Below are 17,775 nucleotides of genomic sequence, written 5' to 3'. Positions count from 1 at the left end.
CAGGCGCGCGAAACCGTCACGAGATTGTCTGCTTTGCCAGCTCCTGATCGCGCAGCTCGCGCCGCAGGATCTTGCCGACATTCGTTTGCGGAAGCTCGTCGCGGAACTCGACGACCTTCGGCACCTTGTAGCCTGTGAGATTCTTGCGGCAATGCGCGATCACCTGTTCCTCGGTGAGCGAAGGGTTGCGCCGCACGACGAAGACTTTCACGCGCTCTCCCTGCGCGACGTCGGGAATGCCGATCGCGGCCACTTCGCGCACGTCGGGGTGCATCGCGATCACGTCTTCGATCTCGTTCGGATACACATTAAAACCCGACACAAGAATCATGTCTTTCTTGCGGTCGATCAGCCGGATATAGCCGCGCGAATCCATCACGCCGATATCGCCCGTTGCGAGCCAGCCATCGTCGTCGAGCACCTTCGCGGTTTCGTCGGGACGGTTCCAGTAGCCTTTCATCACCTGCGGACCTTGCACGCACAGCTCGCCCGGCTCGCCGATATTCGCCCAGCTGCCGTCGTCCTTGCGAAAGCGCACGTGAGTGGACGGCGCGGGCAGGCCGATCGAGCCGTCGAACTCGCGCATGTGCTTGAGATCCACCGGGTTCATCGACACGATCGGCGAACATTCCGTCAGCCCATAGCCTTCGATGATCGGCTTGCCCGTCACCTCGCGGAAACGGTCGGCCACGGCCTTTTGCATCGCCATGCCGCCCGCCATCGCGAGCTTGAGCTTCGAGAAATCGCGGTTGCGGAACTCTTCGTTGTCGAGGAACGCGTTGTAGAGCGTGTTGACGGCCGTGATGCCCGTGAAGGTTTCGTTACGCAGGATCTTCATCACCATCTTGATGTCGCGCGGATTCGCGATCAGGATGTTGCGCCCGCCCAGTCCCATGAAGATCATCGCGTTCACGGTCAGCGAGTAGATGTGATAGAGCGGCAGCGGCGTGAGCACCGTTTCGATCTCGTCGGTCAGCTGGCCTTCCGCCCAGACCTTCGCCTGCAACAGATTCGCGACCATGTTCCGGTGCGTGAGCATTGCGCCTTTCGCGACGCCCGTCGTGCCGCCCGTGTATTGCAGGAACGCGAGGTCAGTGGGGGAAATCTGCACGGGCGCGAGCGTGCGTTTAGAGCCCGTTGCGAGCGCATCCAGCAGCGGCACGGCTTGCGGCAGGTTGTACGCGGGCACGAGCTTCTTCACGTGGCGCAGTATGAAGTTGATCAGCTTGCCTTTCAGGTTCAGACCGTCCTTGAGCAGGTCGCCGAGACCCGTGACGATCACGTTCTGCACGCGCGTGCCCGGCAGCGAGTCTTCGACGGTCTTCGCGAAGTTCTCGAACACCACGATGGTCTGCACGGCGCTATCCTTCAACTGATGCGACAGTTCGCGCACCGTATAGAGCGGATTCACGTTGACGACGATCGCGCCCGCCTTCAGCGTGCCGAACAGCGCGATGGGATACTGGAACGTGTTCGGCAGCATGATCGCGACGCGGTCGCCGGGCTTCACGCCGATGCTCTGCAAGTAGGCCGCAAACGCGGTCGCCTTGCGCGCCAGTTCGGCGTACGTGAGACTTTCGCCGACGCTTACATAGGCGACGCGCTCGCGAAAGCGCGTCGTGCATTCGTCGAAGAACTCGACGAGCGACGCATACTGCGACACGTCGATCTCGCGCGGCACATCGGGTGCATACGATGCATACCAGATGCCGTCCGTGTTCGGCGCGCGCTGCGCTTGCGTCTGTGCTTGCGTCTGAGTTTGCATCTGCGTCTGCGTGGATTGTGATGTCGTCGGCTCGGTCATAGCGGTGTCTCCCGGTGTACTAGCTTTGTCGTTGTATGTGTCGTGTGCATGAATCGTGCGGGTACGGATGGCGCGCGATTCTACCGTTCCAGAATCGCGACCACCCCCTGGCCGCCCGCCGCGCAGATCGAAATCAGCCCGCGCGTGGTGCCCGCCGGCTTGTCGAGCTGCGCGAGCAGCTTCGCGAGTCCCGCGACGATCCGTCCGCCTGTGGCGGCGAACGGATGGCCTGTCGCGAGCGATCCGCCGTTCACGTTCATTTTCGCGCGATCGATGGTTCCCAGCGCGCCTTCGAGTCCCAGTTGCGTGCGGCAGTACTCATCGTCCTGCCAGGCGGCGAGCGTGCAGAGCACCTGCGCTGCGAACGCCTCGTGAATTTCGTAAAAATCGAAATCCTGCAACGTCAGGCCCGCGCGTTTCAGCATGCGCGGCACGGCGTGCGCGGGCGCCATCAGCAACCCCTCCTTTTTCTCGAAGAAATCGACTGCGGCCGTCTCGTGCCACGTGAGCCACGCAAGCACGGGAAGGCCGCGCGCCGCCGCCCATTCCTCGCTGGCGAGCAGCACGGCCGATGCGCCGTCCGTCAGCGGCGTCGAGTTGCCCGCCGTCATCGTGCCCGCATCGCGGTCGAACACGGGTTTCAGCGTGGCCAGCTTGTCCAGCGTCAGATCGCTGCGCAGGTTGTTGTCGCGCGCGAGACCGCGAAAGGGCGTCATCAGGTCGTTCAGAAAGCCGCGCGCGTACGCTTCCGTCAGCTTGCGGTGGCTATCGTAGGCGAGCACATCTTGTGCCTCGCGCGAAATGCCCCAACGCTTGGCCATCAGCTCGCAGTGCTCGCCCATCGACAGCCCCGTGCGCGGCTCGCTGTTACGCGGCAATAGCGGCTTGAAGAACATGCCGGGGCGCAGCTTCGCGAGCGCGCCGACGCGCTGTCCCGCCGACTTGCCGCGGTTCGCTTCGAGCAGGATCTTGCGCATCCGTTCGTTGACACCGATGGGCGCATCCGACGTCGTATCGGCGCCGCCCGCAATGCCCGCGTCGATCTGGCCGAGCGCGATCTTGTTGGCCACCAGAATCGCCGCTTCGAGGCCCGTGCCGCATGCCTGCTGCACGTCGTAGGCGGGCGTTTCCTTCGCCAGCGTGGTCGACAGCACGGCTTCGCGCGTCAGGTTGTAGTCGCGCGAATGCTTGATGACGGCGCCCGCCGCGACTTCGCCGAGGCGCTCGCCATGCAGGTTGTAGCGGTCGATCAGACCTTGCAGCGTGAACGTCAGCATGTCCTGGTTCGAGGCCGTCGCGTAGGCCGTGTTCGAGCGCGCGAACGGGATGCGGTTGCCGCCCAGGATCGCGACGCGGCGCGCGGTGGGAAGCGCTTGTAAGAATGGGTGTGACGAGTCAGGCATCAATGGGCTCCCGGGTCGTGTCCGTCTGTTGGGCGGATCGGATCGTGCATGCAGCGCCCGGCACCTGCTTGAAACGAATCAGGCCGGGCATTGATTCCAACGTCGGATGCATGTCGTGCAGCGCGGTGCGCACGGCAATCGTCATTGCAGATTCCACTGGAAGCGGCCGCGCAGATGTGGCTTGCCGCCTTCGGGATCGCGCACTTCGAAGTCGCGCGCAGTGGGCGAGGGCGATGCCGTCCACAGCGACGCTTCGCCCGGCAGCAGGATCGGCAGCTTGAATTCGCCTGCGAGTGTCGCGTCGGCGAGGCGCTTGGGCGGCTGTAGTGCCGCCGCCGTGCGTGCGAGCGTCCACATGCCGTGCGCGATCGCGCGCGGAAAGCCGAACGCTTTTGCTGAGAGCATCGACAGATGGATCGGATTGAAGTCGCCGGATGCCTTCGCGTAGTCGCGGCCCAGTTGCGACGGCAGTTGCCAGCGCGCCGCGCGCACGAGCGCGTCGCCCGCCGTCTCCAGCGGCGCGAGCGGATCGCCGCTCGCCGCGACGCCGCGCTTCAGATAGACGCTGTCGCCGTCCCAGACGGCCTCGCCGCGCCGGTAGACGCGCGTCTGCACCACGAACGCCTGGCCCTTGTCGTGGCGCAGGCGCGCGCCGAATTCGACTTCGACGCGCAAGGTGTCGTCGAACGAAAGCGGGCGGCGCATGTGCACGCTGTTGGCCAGATGGACGAGGCCGAGGGCGGACCATGGAAACGCCGGGTCGGTCAGCAACAGCAGATGCAGCGGAAACGCCAGCAGATGCGGGAACGTGAACGGAATGCCCTGCTCGGGGAAAAAGCCGCACACGCGCGCATAGCGCTCGATCGCGACGGAATCGAGCGACACGGCGGGGCGCACGAGCCGAAGCGCGGGTAGATCGGTCGGACGGTTGCGCTGGAAGCCCTTGACGACGCCAGTCAGCGCCCGCGCGTACAGCTTCGCGGGTTTGGGCAGCTCCGGCAGCACGACGGTTCTCAGGCGCGGCGCGCCGAACATCGAGCTGGAGTCGTAGAACGCCATGACGGTCACGCTCCTATCAGGCTTTGCCCGCACACACGCACGACCTGGCCTGTCACGCCCGCCGAGCCGGGATGCGCAAGCCATGCGATGGTCTGCGCGACGTCGGCGGGCTGGCCGCCCTGGCTCATCGAATTCATCCGCCGGCCGGCTTCGCGCAGCGCGAGCGGCATCTTCGCGGTCATCTGCGTTTCGATGAAGCCGGGCGCGACCGCGTTGATCGTGATGCGACGCGCGGCCAGATACGGCGCCATGCCCTGCACGCGGCCGATCACGCCCGCTTTCGATGCCGCGTAGTTGGTCTGTCCCATGTTTCCCGCGATACCGCTGATCGACGATACACAGACAATGCGCCCGCCATCGCGCAGCGTGCCCGCTTCGAGCAGCGCGTCGTCGATGCGCTCCTGCGCCGACAGATTGATGTCGATCACGCTGCGCCACGCCGCTTCCGTCATCTTCGCGATGGTTTTGTCTTTCGTGATGCCCGCGTTGTGCACAAAAACGTCGACGCCGAGCTCGTCGAGCGCCGCGGCGATCTGCGCGGGCGTTTCGGGCGCGGCGATGTCGAGCGCGAGCGCCGTGCCGCCGAGCTGGCGCAGGGTGGCGTCGAGTGCGTCGGTGGCGCTGGGTATGTCGATGCCGATCACATGTGCGCCTTGCGCCGCGAGCACGTTTGCAATCGCCGCGCCGATGCCGCGCGCCGCGCCCGTCACGACGGCGCGCTGGCCGGCAAGCGGCTGGGTCCAGTCGAAGTCCTCGCCGAAGTGCTGCGCGATTCCGCCCGGCGCCGCGCCGATCCGCACGACCTGGCCCGACACATACGCCGAACGCGGCGACAGGAAGAAGCGCAACGTCGATTCGATGCCGCTTTCGGCGCCTTGCGACACATAAATCAGATTCGCCGCGATGCCGCGCCGCGCTTCCTTGCCGAGCGAGCGCGTCACGCCTTCGAGCGCGCGTTGCGCCGTCCACTGGCGCGGGTTGGCGCACGCTTCGGGCGGCCGGCCGAGCACGACGATCCGGCCGCATTTGTCGAGCGAGCGCAGCGCGTCGTGAAAGAACGTGTAGAGCGACTCGAGCTGCGCGCTGCTTTCGATGCCGCTCGCATCGAACACGAGCGCCCGCACGCGCGCCTGCGAGCCGGTTGCGGGATCGGCGGGTTCAAAGCGGCCCGTCATCAGCCCGTGGCGGTTGGCGAGCGGCACCCACAGGCCCGCGCTGACATGCGCGACGCTCGTCATGCCGATATGCGCGACGACATCGGCGAGCGCGTCGAGCAATTGCGGCGCCGGCCCCGCGCCGACGGCGACGATGCCGTCGAATTCCGGCGCATCGGCTCGGTAGCGGCGCAGTACCTCGGGCTTCGGCAAACCGAGCGAGCGCGCGACCCGCGCGCCCAGCGGCGAATTGACGAAGTTCAGGTAGGAATCGTTCACGTTATTGGCTCCTGGCTCCTGGCCCCCGGACCGGCGGATGAACGACAGTGTGCACGGAGCGCGTGACTTGCCGCAAGTTGGGGGACGGATTTGCGAGGGCGGGGTGTCTGCATGGGCATGTTGCAGTGCGTTGTGCGGGGCCGCTCGCGCGTGGGGCCGATTCTGTCATGGGCCAGTCGCGCCGCAGCTGGAAGCTTCAGCCCTGGCCGGTCAGGTTTCGATCGCGCGCACGGGAAGACGCAGCGCGGCGATCTTGCCGTAGGCGTCCGCGCTGGCCCGCAAGCCCCATTTTTCGAAGAACGGACGCAGGTCGTTGCCGGCTACCGTGCACATCGCCACCACGAACTGGTCGACCTTTTTTGCCTCCGATACGTCGTAAGGCAGAGGATGCTCGCGGTAATACCTGAACAGCCGGGTGAAAAGATCCCAGCCGTAGGCGCGCTTCAGCTGATCGAACATCACGAGCCGCACGAACGCGAGATCGTCGTACTCGCCTTCCACGTCGGATACGTAGTCGCGCGACGCACGGGCGAGATAGTCGCGCGCACGCTCGCGAGGCGTGATGCCGTCGTATTCGGCCACGTCCAGCCGGTTGGGCTCGCCCATCTTCTCCTGCACATACAGCGAGAACAGATTGACGGAGACTTCGGCCAGCGATTCCCATGTCCAGGAGTCCTGCTGGTGTGTATGACCGACCTCATGCCAGATAGCCCACTCACTGCGCAGACGCGCCGGGTCGGTCAGATCGGCCGTGTTCTCCGCGAACATGCCGATGAACTGGTCGGTGGCGTACATGTACATCCCCTTCCTTTCCTTGGGCGAGGTGCGGAAGTCGACCACGAAGTGCTCGCGCAGCGGCGTGCGCGCGTCGGCCGGTTTTGTGTCGTCGAATCCTGCCAGCGCATCCTGCATCGCCAGCACCTGCCCGATGGTCGCCAGGGTGGCCGATGGATCGGCGACGGGATCGCGCCGAAACACGCCGCGTGGCAACGTGATCATGCTGTGCTGGTCGACGAGCTGAACGAACGGCGCGTCCGCGTAGTTGTCCAGTTGCGTCCGCCAGTCGTCCATGCTCGTGTGGCCTTGCACGAAGAGGGGCAGCGGCTTGCCATCCGCGATCGATACATCGACTTCAGTCGACATGGCGGGCTTGCCGGCCGGCGCGGTGATCGTGATGAACAGCGGACCGTTCTGCCTGGCGACGAACCGGTTGTTGCCGTTGCGCAGCGGCGCGGCCTGCTGATTCCGCGACGACTTTCCGATCATGCGACGGAAGCCGACCATCGCGCGTGCACGATACCCGCTGGGCATGCCGCCGACGTTCACGCGCACGGTTTCGCCCTTGCGCACGTAGCGACCCGTGGGTTGCTGATCCGACAGCTGCATGATGGTGTTCATGCGCTTCATCTCGGCTTCGGCCGAGGGTAGCGGCGTGAATGAATAGCGTCCTGACCGGTTGTCGAAATTGGTGGCGGACGCCGCCGAGGCAATAAAGGCAAGGCCGACAAGTGTTGGAATCCTTAGCATCTGTATGTCCCTTCTTCGAATTTTTATGGGGGAATACTAACGGATTGGCAACGAAAGCAGGGCGTTTGCCGGCCGACGCCCTGCAGCAACCATCAAACGATGCGTGGCGAATCGAGCGAATGCGTCACGCGGCCAGTTCCATCGCCTTGTCGAGCGCTTCCTTGCGCCGCTGCAGGTCGGCGAGCAGGCCGAAGTCGGCGGGAAAATCGTCGACCTTGACGACTTCTGCGCCATAACGCGCGTAGTCGTCGAGCACCTTGCGCTCGTCTTCGTCGATCAGCCCGCGCTGCTGCGCCCCTTCCGTCCATTCGGCGAGATCGGCGAGGCTTTGCGGAATCGGCTCGATGCGGCCACGTTTGATCGCTTCGCGCAAGCGCTGTTCGAGATGCGCGACCTGCGGCGTCAGCGCAAAGGCCAGCTCGCCGTAGCAGATGGCGTCGACGCCGGCATGCGGCACGTACGAGTCCGCGAGCAGCCGGTCGCGCGTGTCGCCCGGCGTCTGCATCAGCTCGGCGATCGCGCTGCCGAGCGCATCGGACGGCGCGCGATGCGGCAGGCCGAACGGAAACGCGAGCACCCGCACGAGGCCTGCGGCGAAGCGGTTCGGATAGTTTTGCAGCACGCCGTCCAGCGCAATTTGCGCGCGATACAGTGCATCTTCGACGCCCCATTGCACGAGCGCCAGATCGCTGCCGTGACGGCCTTCGTCTTCGAAGCGCTTGAGCGTCGCGGAGATCAGATAGAGCTGCGACAGTACGTCGCCCAGGCGCGCCGAGATGCGCTCGCGCCGCTTCAGTTCGCCGCCGAGCACGAGCATCGACACGTCGGCGAGCAGTGCGAAGATGGTAGAAAGGCGCGTCGCCGCGCGGTAGTAGCGCGTGAGCGGCGCGTGCGCGCGCTGCGGCTTCGCGATCAGCACGCCGCCCGTCAGGCCATGCACTAAGCTGCGCACCGCGTTCGACAGCGTGAAGCTCATATGCCCGAAGAACGCGTCGTCGAAATCGCGCAGCGCCTTCGCGCGGTCGGGTTCGCGCGTCGCGGCCATTTCCTTGAGCACATATGGATGGCAGCGGATTGCCCCTTGGCCGAAGATGATCAGGCAGCGCGTGAGAATATTCGCGCCTTCGACGGTGATCGAAATGGGCACCTGCTGGTACGCGCGCGCAAGAAAGTTCGACGGCCCCATGCAGATGCCTTTGCCTGCGACGACATCCATGCCGTCGTCGATCACTTCGCGGTTGCGCTCGGTGATGTGGTACTTCGAGATCGCCGAAATCACCGACGGCTTTTCGCCGAGATCGACGGCCTGCGCGGACAGGCGGCGCGCGGCGTCCATCACGTAGAGGTTGCCGCCCATGCGGCCGAGCGCTTCCTGCACGCCCTCGAACTTGCCGATCGCCGTGCGGAACTGGCGCCGCACGGCCGCATACGCGCCGACGCCGCGTACCGCGAGCTTCGACATGCCAACATTCGACGACGGCAGCGAAATCGCGCGGCCCGCCGCGAGGCATTCCATCAGCATGCGCCAGCCGTTGCCGACCTGTGCGCGTCCGCCGATTACCCAGTCGAGCGGGATGAACACGTCGTTGCCCCAGTTCGGGCCGTTCTGGAACACGGCGTTGAGCGGCCAGTGACGGCGGCCGATGTTCACGCCCGGATGGCTGGTCGGAATCAGCGCGCAGGTGATGCCCGGTTCGTCATCGCTGCCGAGCAGATGGTCGGGATCGAGCGCGCGGAACGCGAGGCCGAGCACCGTCGCAATCGGCCCGAGCGTGATGTAGCGCTTGTTCCACGTGACGCGAAAGCCGAGCGTCTCGCGCCCCTCGAACGTACCTTTGCAGATGATGCCGACGTCGGGAATCGCCGCCGCGTCGGAGCCTGCGTAAGGGCTCGTCAGCGCGAAGCAGGGGATCTCGTCGCCGCGCGCGAGACGCGGCAGATAGTGGTTCTTCTGCGCGTCGGTGCCGTAGTGCAGCAGCAGTTCGGCGGGGCCGAGCGAGTTCGGCACCATCACGGAGACGGCGGCCGCCGAGCAGCGCGTCGAAAGCTTCATGATGACCTGCGAATGCGCGTAGGCGCCGAAGCCTTTGCCGCCGTACTGCTTCGGGATGATCATCCCGAGAAAGCCTTTGTCCTTGACGAATTGCCACGCTTGCGGCGACAGGTCCTGCCAGATGGCCGTGGTTTCCCAGTCGTTCGCAAGGTCGCAGAGTTGCTCGCACTCGTTGTCCAGGAACGCCTGTTCCTCGACCGACAGCTTGGCCGGGCCGTAGCCGAGCAGGGTGTCCCAATGCGGGCGTCCGGAGAAGAGCGAGGCGTCCCACCAGACGGTGCCCGCTTCGATCGCGTCGCGCTCGGTCGGCGACATGTCGGGCAGGATCTTGCGGAACAGGTCGAGCACCCGCGCGCTGAGCCACGCGCGGCGCAGCGGTTTGAGCGTCAGCACCAGCGCGGGAAGGACGAGGACGATCGAGAGCAGGATCGTCGCCGTCGCGCCGGCTGCGCGCGTCAGGAAGGCAGCGGCGACCCACACGACGAGGAACGCGAGCCACCACGAGGCACGCGCCTGCACGTAGACGAGCGCCGCAGCGGCGACGATCAGCGCAACGATGAACCACGTCATGGCGATCCCTCCTTGTCGATTTTTCAGGGCGAGCGCGGATTGCGATGCACGGCCGGCTCGCGATGCATTCGAGTTGTCTGGTGCGGGGCGAGCGCCCGCTCTTATCCGTTGCAGCCTGTGTGCCCGCCGCACCGAGCGGCGCGTCTCATGCGGTTCAGGACAGGCGTGGTGTCGTTTGATTTGAAGCGCAGGCACCTGTGAAGATACCTGCATGTTTGTCGCAGCGGGCGTCAGCCATGCGTCGCGTAGTGTGTGCCGTAGTCCCGCGTGTCGGCCTGCCGGTCCGCTTGTGCCGGTTGCGCAAATGATACCAGGCCGGTGCGGTGGGCCGCGTCTGTCGATGGGTGCTGCAGCGGTGCTTGCGGCGTCGATTGAGTCTGCGGCTCCGATGCCACTGCCGGCTGTGATCCTGCCTCCGCCGCCTGCCGAACCGCGTCGCACGCGATGTCGGCGCTGCCCGCATCGCCGAGCACGGAGGCGAACACGGCGAGCTGGCTCGCGTCGGGCAGCGGCGCCTTCAGCGCGGACACGATCAGCGACGCGAGCCGCGCGATCAGCTGCAGATCGTTCATCGACTTGCCTTGCGAGAACTCGTTGATCAGGCTGTCGGTGTCGGCGCCCGCCAGCACGCCGGAGAGCGCGCCGATCGCGAAGTGCAGCCGCCAGCCGAGTTCCTCGCGCGGCAGATGCGGCAGCGCGCGCTGGAACGCCTCGAAAAAGCGCACGGCGACGGACGCGTAGTGCGCGTTGAGGAATTCGCGGATGAACGGCGACGGATCGGTGTATGCGCGGCCCAGCAGCCGCAGGAACGCCTTGCCGCCGATCCGCGTGTCGCGCGATACCCGCAGCGCCGGAATGAACATCGCGCCCAGCACGTGCTCGCAGGTCAGTCGCGCGCCGAGCATCGTGTCGAAGCGGTCGAGCAGCTTGACGCGCTCCTGATTCAGCAGATCGAGGCGGCGCGACAGCATCGCGTGCATCAGCGCTTCCTTGCTGCCGAAGTGGTAGTTGACGGCGGCCAGATTGACCTCCGCCTTCGACGTGATCTGCCGCAGCGACATTGCTTCATAACCGCATTCGATGAAGAGCGTCTCGGCAGCATCGAGGATGCGCGATTTCGTGTCGCCGGCCTGGCGGCTCGTTGTCCGTGTCGTCATTTGTGTCTCCCTGTGTCGGCCGGAGTTGGCGCTTCAGCGCCTTACTCCGGGCCCATCGAAACAATCGATTCAAATTGAAATTTGAAACGTGCGTTCTTTTTCAGGATAAGAATGGAGTCGGTGATCGGGCAAGAGGCGAGTGTCGATAAACCCCTCTAAAAGTGTCCGACCGCGCGAGCCCTCGCAGACGACGCGGACAAAAAAGGCCGCTCCGAAACGAATCGGAGCGGCCTCGTATCTGCTGCATTGGCCCGGGCGCCGTCGCGCCCTTATGTTGAGTGTGCGGTTGGATATGCGGTGCGTGCGCTCAGTGCACCGTCGCCGCGACCTGTTCGGCAGATTGGGTCATATCTATGCCGCGCCGTTCGCGGCTGAACAGGATAAAGACGGCGATCACGACGGCCACGATGCCGATCACCGTCGCCATCACGGTCGCGTAGTCGTTGCCGTGCGCTTCGGCGATGCCCGCCTGGAGCGGCCCGTTCACCGACGCGATCAGGTTGCCAAGCTGGTAAACGAGTCCTGGAAAGGTCGCGCGAATTTCATCCGGCGAAATTTCGTTCAGATGCACCGGAATCACGCCCCATGCGCCTTGCACCGAAATCTGCATCAGGAATGCGCCCGCTGCGAGCAGCACGGGCGTCGACGAGAACGCCCACAGCGGCAGTACGGGCAGCGCGATCAGCGCGGCGATGCAGATAGCGCGCTTGCGGCCGATCCGCTCCGACAGCGCGCCGAAGAACAGGCCGCCGCAGATCGCGCCGATGTTCAGCACGATCGTGATCCATTGCACGGTATGGGCGTCGTGGTTGTGCTGCACGCGCAGGAAGGTCGGATACAGGTCTTGTGAGCCGTGCGAGAAGAAGTTGAACGCCGTCATCAGGATGATCGCGTAGACCGACAGCTTCCAGTTCTGCTTGAGCGTGGCCACGAGGCCGGGGCGGGTCTTCTTTTCGAGCGTCTTGAACGCGGGCGACTCGGGCACGTGCGCACGGATGTACAGCACGAGCAGTGCAGGCAGCACACCGATGAAGAACATGCCGCGCCAGCCGATATACTGGTACAACTGCCCGAACACGAGTCCCGCGAGCAGATAGCCGCTCGGATAGCCCGCCTGCAGCAGGCCGGAGACGAAGCCGCGTGCTTTGGGCGGCACGGTTTCCATCGTCAGTGCGCCGCCGACGCCCCATTCGCCGCCCATCGCGATGCCGAACAGGGCGCGCAGCACGAGCAGCGTAGTGAGATTCGGCGAGAGGCCGGACAACAGCTCCAGCAGCGAAAAGCACGCGATGTTGACCATCAGCGTGGGACGGCGGCCGAACTTGTCGGCGAGGTAGCCGAAGATGAGTGCGCCGACGGGCCGCATCATCAGGGTCAACATGATGGCGAACGAAACCGATTTGATATCGGTGCCGAATTCGCTTGCGATATCTTTCAGGACGAAAACCATTAGAAAGAAATCGAATGCGTCCAGAGTCCAGCCTAAATATGCCGCGATCGTGACGTTTCTCTGTTCCCGAGTCCAGCTCATTTCAATTGTTCTCCTGTCGATCGGAGTTGGCGCTTTAGCGCTTACTCTGATTTCATGCAACCTGGTTGCGGTCTCCAATAGTTCGTGCCATTCAATAATCGGTGAAAGACCTGGGATGGCACGGCGTGCCCCGTAGCTGAAGGCTTCGACGAGTGTACGCCGACCATTAAGCGGTTGCATGAAACAAGCCAGCTTTGTCAGTGCTTATCCCTAGATAATCGTTTTCGGAATGAGCAATAATGTTTGGCGAATGTAATTAATGTATTGATTTCGATTGAATGTGGTTTGTGATTCGTAATTTACGGGAATAACAATTGCTGCCTTCTTTCGCTTCGCAGAGGCTGGCTTTAAAGCCGCGCACGCTCGCCGATCTCGACGATTGCATCGCGATGGATCGTGATCCTGAGGTCACGCGGCATGTCGACGGTCCGTGGCATGAGCCGGATGCGCATCGGCGGTTTGTCGTGGATCGCATCACGCGCGCGTATCCGTATGGACTTCGGCTACTGGTCGATTTTCGAGAGCAGCGCGCCCGCGCGTTTTGTCGGTTGGGTGCTGCTGATTCCGGAAGACACACATGGGCCGGAGGTCGAGATCGGCTGGCGGCTCGTGCGCGATGCCTGGGGCAGAGGCATCGCCAGCGAGGCGGCGCGTATCGTTGTCGCGCATGCGTTTGGCACGGTTGGGCTGGAGTCGGTGGTTGCGGGTATCGCCGACGGCAATGTCGCTTCGCAGCGCATCGCGCAGAAGCTGGGGATGAAGCGCGAGGGGAATGTGGACGGATATGTCCGGTTCAGGCTGGCGCGCGCTGACTTGGGCATCCGTCGTTCAAGCTGATGCGATGTTCGTACCGTATGAACACGCGAAATCACTGAACACGCAGGTCGTTCCGTTAAGGATCCAGCCCGCATGAGACCGATCAAAAACAAAAAACCCCGCAGGCTTATCGCTTTGCGGGGTCATTTGTTTGCAGCTTCGAGAGAGTGGTGCCCAGGAGAGGACTCGAACCTCCACGGTGTTGCCACCGCTAGGACCTGAACCTAGTGCGTCTACCAATTCCGCCACCTGGGCACGTCTCAAGCTAGACCGCTATTTTAACGAGAAGATTCTGCGTGTCAATCGGTATTTTGAAAGCGCTTCATCTTTTCGTCAGGTTGTTCGCGCATCAAATGACTCGACGATCAACCGTTACTGCAACTTCCTGCGTTGCTTCCTCGCGATCTTAAAACGGCCGCGAAGCGCAATGCACTCACAACAATGAAAAACCGCCCGAAGGCGGCTTTTCATTTGAATCTGGTGCCCAAGAGAGGACTCGAACCTCCACGGTGTTGCCACCGCTAGGACCTGAACCTAGTGCGTCTACCAATTTCGCCACCTGGGCAAGGTGCGTTTGAAGCAGCGACCGAGATTATAGCGGGTCGAAGAATCGTGTCAAGCATTTCGCGAAAACATTCGCACGACAGCCGCAACGCTCGCGCACGAGCACCGCGCGCGTCGCGCAATCGCCCGCCGGGCGGCGCGTAGCGGGCGAGACGGGTGTTAGAATCGCCGCAGTAGCAGGCTGGCGCCGGGCATCCGTCCGTGGTCCGCGTGACGGGCCGGCGGGGTCTCGGTCGAGGCCTCGCTCAGGGCCGCATTCGCGGCCGCACGGTTGTCGACGGTCAGAGAGCAGTCGCAGTCAACGAAGTCATCGAAGTCATCGAAGTCACAAGAGCAGCAGTTGCAGTTCAAGTTCAGTTAGAGCAGCGTCACCATCCGCCGACGTCCACGCAACGAGAACAATCATCGACAAGCCCTTGAGCAAATATCCGTATCCGATTCCAAGCCGCGAAGAAATCCTCGGCGTGCTGCGCACGAGTGAAACGCCGCTTGCAGCGAACGACATCGCCGAAGCGCTGTCGATCAAGCGCCAGGAGCGCGAAGGGTTTTTCAAGCGCCTTGCCGCGATGGAGCGTGATGGCCAGATCAGACTCGATCAGCGCGGCCATTATCAGCTGACTCATCCGTCGAACTTCGTCGCGGGCCGCGTGCAGGGCCATCGCGACGGCTACGGTTTTCTGATCCGCGACGACGGCCAGGACGACCTGTTCCTGCCGACGGGCGAAATGCAGAAGGTCATGCACAACGATCGCGTGCTGGCGCGCATCGTCGGCTATGACCGGCGCGGGCGCCCCGAAGGCCACATCGTCGAGGTGACGGACCGCGCGAACAAGCGCGTGATCGGCCGGTTGCTGAACGAGAACGGTGCGCTGATCGTCGCGCCCGAAGAAAAGCGCATTGGCCACGACATCCTGATTACGCAGAACACGAAGAAGGCGAAGGTCGGGCAAGTGGTGGTCGTCGAGCTGACGGACTTTCCGAGCCGCCATTCGCAGCCACTGGGGCGCGTCGTCGAAGTGCTCGGCGACATCGACGATCCCGGCATGGAAATCGAAATCGCCGTGCGCAAGTACGGTGTGCCGCACGAGTTCAGCCAGGCTGCCCTCGACGCCGCCGCAAAGCTGCCCGACGAAGTGCGGCCTGTCGATATGAAGCACCGCGTCGACCTGCGCGACGTGCCGCTCGTCACGATCGACGGCGAAGATGCGCGCGACTTCGACGACGCCGTCTACTGCGAGCCGGTGAAGGTCGGGCGCGGCGACGGTTTCCGGTTGATCGTCGCGATTGCCGACGTGTCGCACTATGTGCTGCCCGACGGCGGCCTCGATGTCGATGCGATCGAGCGCAGCACGTCGGTGTATTTCCCGCGCCGCGTGATCCCCATGCTGCCGGAAAAGCTGTCGAACGGACTGTGTTCGCTCAATCCGAACGTAGACCGGTGCGTGCTGGTGTGCGACATGGTCATCACCGCGCGCGGCGAGATCAAGGCGTATCAGTTCTACCCGGGCGTCATGCATTCGGCCGCGCGTCTCACGTACACGGAAGTCGCGGCCGTGCTGACCAACACGAAGGGTCCGGAAGCGACGCGCCGTGCCGCTTTGCTGCCGCAATTGCAGAATCTGTATGGCGTCTACAAGTCGCTCTTCGCCGCGCGCCAGAAGCGCGGTGCGATCGACTTCGATACGACGGAGACGTACATCGTCTGCAATGCGCAGGGCAAGATCGAGCAGATCGTGCCGCGTCATCGCAACGAAGCGCACAAGCTGATCGAAGAATGCATGCTGGCCGCGAACGTCTGCGCGGCCGACTTCATGAAGCGCAACAAGCATCCGGGTCTGTACCGCGTGCACGCGGGGCCGACGACGGAGCGCCTGGAGAATCTGCGCACGTTCCTGCGTGGCATGGGCCTGACGCTCGGCGGCGGCGACACGCCGCACGCCAGCGACTACGCCGCGCTGATGGCGCACATCCGCGATCGTCCCGACGCGCAGATGCTGCAGACGATGCTGTTGCGCTCGATGCAGCAGGCCGTCTACAGTCCGGACAATATCGGCCACTTCGGTCTGGCATATGAAGCGTACGCGCACTTCACGAGCCCGATTCGCCGCTATCCCGACCTGCTCACGCACCGCGCGATTTACGCGATCCTGCAGGGCCGCAAGTACGAGCCGAAGGCGCCGCATGGCGTCGAGCTGAACACGGCGCTGTCGCCGCGCGCCCGCGCGCTGCAGGCGGAAGACGAGAAGCGCGGCAATCGCCCCGACCGCGGCCGTCCGAACACGGCGATCTGGGAAGAGCTCGGCCTGCATTGCTCGGCGAACGAGCGCCGCGCGGACGAAGCATCGCGCGACGTTGAAGCGTGGCTCAAGTGCTACTTCATGCGCGACAAGCTCGGCGAAGAGTATGGCGGCATGGTGAGCGGCGTGACGTCGTTCGGCATCTTCGTACAACTCGATGCGCTCTTTATCGAAGGGCTCGTGCACGTGACCGAACTCGGCTCGGACTACTTCCAGTACGACGAGATCAAGAACGAGCTGCGCGGCGAGCGCACGGGCATCCGTTATCGTTTGTCGGATCGCGTGCGGGTGCAGGTGAGCCGCGTCGATCTCGACGCGCGCAAGATCGATTTCCGTCTGGTGCGCGACACGCCCGTGAAGTCGCAGTCGCATCGCGGGAACCCGGTGGACAAGGCGAGCGATCTCGGCGGCCCGCGCGTGCGTCCTGTCGACCGCGCGGCACAGGTCGACGGCGCGCGGCGCAAGAAAGCTGCGCCTGCGCAGACAGCGGCCGTAAAGGAGGCGCGTACGGCGCGCAAGGCGGCGGCGTCGAAGAAGCGCGCGGCGTCGAAGTCGACCGCGAAGCCGGTCCACAAGAAGCGTTGATTCTGTATTAACGCCGCGCGCGCGTCATGCGTGCGCGGCGCTCATTCTCATCGGGCGCGCCCTGACCGGTTCGATAGGTTCGATTGGTTCAGAAAGGCGCGCTCATTCAAAGGTTGTTCTAGTCATGTCACGTCTCAAGGTTCTCTACGGTTTTCATGCGGTGACGGCACGCTTGCGTCACGATTCATCGACGGTCGAAGAAATCTATTACGACCAGAGCCGCCGCGATCGCCGGATGAACGAGTTTCTGGCCGTGGCGAAAGAGGCGGGAGTCCGCCTGATTGCCGCCGACGAGACTCGGCTGTGGGGACTTGCGCATACGGAGCGGCACCAGGGCGTAGTGGCGCGCGCGGGCGATCTGCCTTTGGCGCAGAACCTTGCTGAACTGCTCGATGGTGTTCAGGGGCCGGCGTTGTTGCTGGTGCTCGATGGGATTACGGATCCGCACAATCTCGGCGCGTGTTTGCGGGTTGCCGATGCGGCGGGCGCGCATGCTGTGATTGCGCCGCGGGATCGGGCGGTTGGTTTGAATGCCACGGCGGCGAAAGTGGCCAGCGGTGCGGCTGATACGGTGCCGTATATCACTGTGACTAATCTCGCTCGCGCGTTGCGGGAGTTGAAGGATGCTGGGGTTTGGGTCGTTGGCACTGCCGGGGAAGCGACGGCGTCGCTGTACGAGACGAAGCTCGATGGGCCTGTTGCGATTGTTGTGGGTGCCGAAGGGGAAGGGATGCGGAGGCTTACCCGCGATACGTGTGATGAGGTGATGAATATTCCTATGGCTGGGTCTGTTGAAAGCCTTAACGTTTCTGTTGCATCAGGCGTTTGTCTTTTTGAAGCTGTGCGGCAGAGGGCTGTTAAGAAGTAGGTTTTTTGTCTGCGACGCTGAAGGGTGTTTAGGGGGCCTGTCATAGATTTTGTGTTCAAGGCATAACATGTAGCTCAAGGAGCATGTATGCCACGCAAACCCAAGACG

Annotated in this window: 11 protein-coding genes, 2 tRNA genes and 1 pseudogene; 3 read left to right on the top strand and 11 right to left on the bottom strand. The window is 63.8% G+C overall.

Features of this window, described 5'->3' with window-relative positions; translation table 11 throughout:
- Positions 1-16 precede the first annotated feature (16 nt).
- The 9 genes from SB822_RS48310 to SB822_RS48270 all read right to left on the bottom strand — a co-directional run bounded on the left by SB822_RS48310 (position 17) and on the right by SB822_RS48270 (position 12,537).
- Positions 17-1,804 carry an AMP-binding protein gene (locus SB822_RS48310; RefSeq protein ID WP_090838413.1) on the bottom strand — a complete coding sequence of 596 codons (1,788 nt, stop codon included), beginning with the start codon at positions 1,802-1,804 and terminating at the stop codon, positions 17-19.
- Positions 1,805-1,884: 80 nt separating this feature from the next.
- On the bottom strand, positions 1,885-3,207 hold the full coding sequence (locus tag SB822_RS48305) for an acetyl-CoA C-acetyltransferase (protein ID WP_090838411.1): 1,323 nt from the start codon (positions 3,205-3,207) through the stop codon (positions 1,885-1,887).
- A complete protein-coding gene (locus SB822_RS48300; protein ID WP_158660498.1) occupies positions 3,200-3,352 on the bottom strand; it encodes a hypothetical protein in 153 nt (50 codons plus the stop codon). The genes SB822_RS48305 and SB822_RS48300 overlap by 8 nt, the downstream gene beginning before the upstream one ends.
- Entirely contained in the window at positions 3,349-4,266 is a 918-nt protein-coding gene (locus tag SB822_RS48295; protein WP_007587388.1) for a MaoC/PaaZ C-terminal domain-containing protein, read from the bottom strand. The genes SB822_RS48300 and SB822_RS48295 overlap by 4 nt, the downstream gene beginning before the upstream one ends.
- A gap of 5 nt (positions 4,267-4,271) precedes the next feature.
- Positions 4,272-5,699, bottom strand: coding sequence for a 3-oxoacyl-ACP reductase (locus SB822_RS48290; protein WP_090838409.1), 1,428 nt, complete (start codon positions 5,697-5,699; stop codon positions 4,272-4,274).
- A gap of 210 nt (positions 5,700-5,909) precedes the next feature.
- Positions 5,910-7,226: a M60 family metallopeptidase gene (locus tag SB822_RS48285; RefSeq protein WP_090838407.1), complete on the bottom strand. Its 1,317-nt coding sequence runs from the start codon at positions 7,224-7,226 to the stop codon at positions 5,910-5,912.
- A gap of 124 nt (positions 7,227-7,350) precedes the next feature.
- On the bottom strand, positions 7,351-9,849 hold the full coding sequence (locus SB822_RS48280; protein ID WP_090838406.1) for an acyl-CoA dehydrogenase: 2,499 nt from the start codon (positions 9,847-9,849) through the stop codon (positions 7,351-7,353).
- Between the two features lie 230 nt (positions 9,850-10,079).
- Positions 10,080-11,006 carry a TetR/AcrR family transcriptional regulator gene (locus SB822_RS48275; protein ID WP_090838404.1) on the bottom strand — a complete coding sequence of 309 codons (927 nt, stop codon included), beginning with the start codon at positions 11,004-11,006 and terminating at the stop codon, positions 10,080-10,082.
- A 307-nt stretch (positions 11,007-11,313) separates the two neighbouring features.
- Positions 11,314-12,537 (bottom strand): MFS transporter, encoded by a 1,224-nt coding sequence (locus SB822_RS48270; RefSeq protein ID WP_090838402.1) that lies wholly within the window; start codon positions 12,535-12,537, stop codon positions 11,314-11,316.
- 314 nt (positions 12,538-12,851) lie between these two features.
- On the opposite strand from SB822_RS48270, the pseudogene SB822_RS48265 reads away from it, so the two are divergent.
- Positions 12,852-13,374 (top strand): annotated as a pseudogene (locus tag SB822_RS48265) (GNAT family N-acetyltransferase).
- Between the two features lie 147 nt (positions 13,375-13,521).
- Here SB822_RS48265 and SB822_RS48260 read toward each other — a convergent pair.
- A tRNA-Leu gene (locus SB822_RS48260) sits at positions 13,522-13,608 on the bottom strand.
- Between the two features lie 223 nt (positions 13,609-13,831).
- Positions 13,832-13,918 (bottom strand) — tRNA-Leu (locus tag SB822_RS48255).
- A 415-nt stretch (positions 13,919-14,333) separates the two neighbouring features.
- Here SB822_RS48255 and rnr point away from each other — a divergent pair.
- The gene (rnr, locus tag SB822_RS48250) at positions 14,334-16,799 is read left to right on the top strand and encodes a ribonuclease R (protein WP_007587373.1); all 2,466 of its coding nucleotides are present in this window, start codon (positions 14,334-14,336) and stop codon (positions 16,797-16,799) included.
- A 124-nt stretch (positions 16,800-16,923) separates the two neighbouring features.
- Positions 16,924-17,667 (top strand): 23S rRNA (guanosine(2251)-2'-O)-methyltransferase RlmB, encoded by a 744-nt coding sequence (rlmB, locus tag SB822_RS48245; RefSeq protein WP_090838401.1) that lies wholly within the window; start codon positions 16,924-16,926, stop codon positions 17,665-17,667.
- Positions 17,668-17,775 lie beyond the last annotated feature (108 nt).

The organism is Paraburkholderia sp. SIMBA_054, from assembly GCF_046534875.1.
Lineage (GTDB): Bacteria > Pseudomonadota > Gammaproteobacteria > Burkholderiales > Burkholderiaceae > Paraburkholderia > Paraburkholderia hospita.
This window is presented reverse-complemented; position numbering and strand designations above follow the sequence as displayed.

Bases quoted from the DNA above. Each gene is read 5' to 3' on its own strand.
- SB822_RS48270 (WP_090838402.1), bottom strand. From the start codon at position 12,537: ATGAGCTGGACTCGGGAACAGAGAAACGTCACGATCGCGGCATATTTA.
- rlmB (WP_090838401.1), top strand. From the start codon at position 16,924: ATGTCACGTCTCAAGGTTCTCTACGGTTTTCATGCGGTGACGGCACGC.
- SB822_RS48280 (WP_090838406.1), bottom strand. From the start codon at position 9,849: ATGACGTGGTTCATCGTTGCGCTGATCGTCGCCGCTGCGGCGCTCGTC.
- SB822_RS48275 (WP_090838404.1), bottom strand. From the start codon at position 11,006: ATGACGACACGGACAACGAGCCGCCAGGCCGGCGACACGAAATCGCGC.
- SB822_RS48295 (WP_007587388.1), bottom strand. From the start codon at position 4,266: ATGGCGTTCTACGACTCCAGCTCGATGTTCGGCGCGCCGCGCCTGAGA.
- SB822_RS48305 (WP_090838411.1), bottom strand. From the start codon at position 3,207: ATGCCTGACTCGTCACACCCATTCTTACAAGCGCTTCCCACCGCGCGC.
- SB822_RS48285 (WP_090838407.1), bottom strand. From the start codon at position 7,226: ATGCTAAGGATTCCAACACTTGTCGGCCTTGCCTTTATTGCCTCGGCG.
- SB822_RS48310 (WP_090838413.1), bottom strand. From the start codon at position 1,804: ATGACCGAGCCGACGACATCACAATCCACGCAGACGCAGATGCAAACT.
- SB822_RS48300 (WP_158660498.1), bottom strand. From the start codon at position 3,352: ATGACGATTGCCGTGCGCACCGCGCTGCACGACATGCATCCGACGTTG.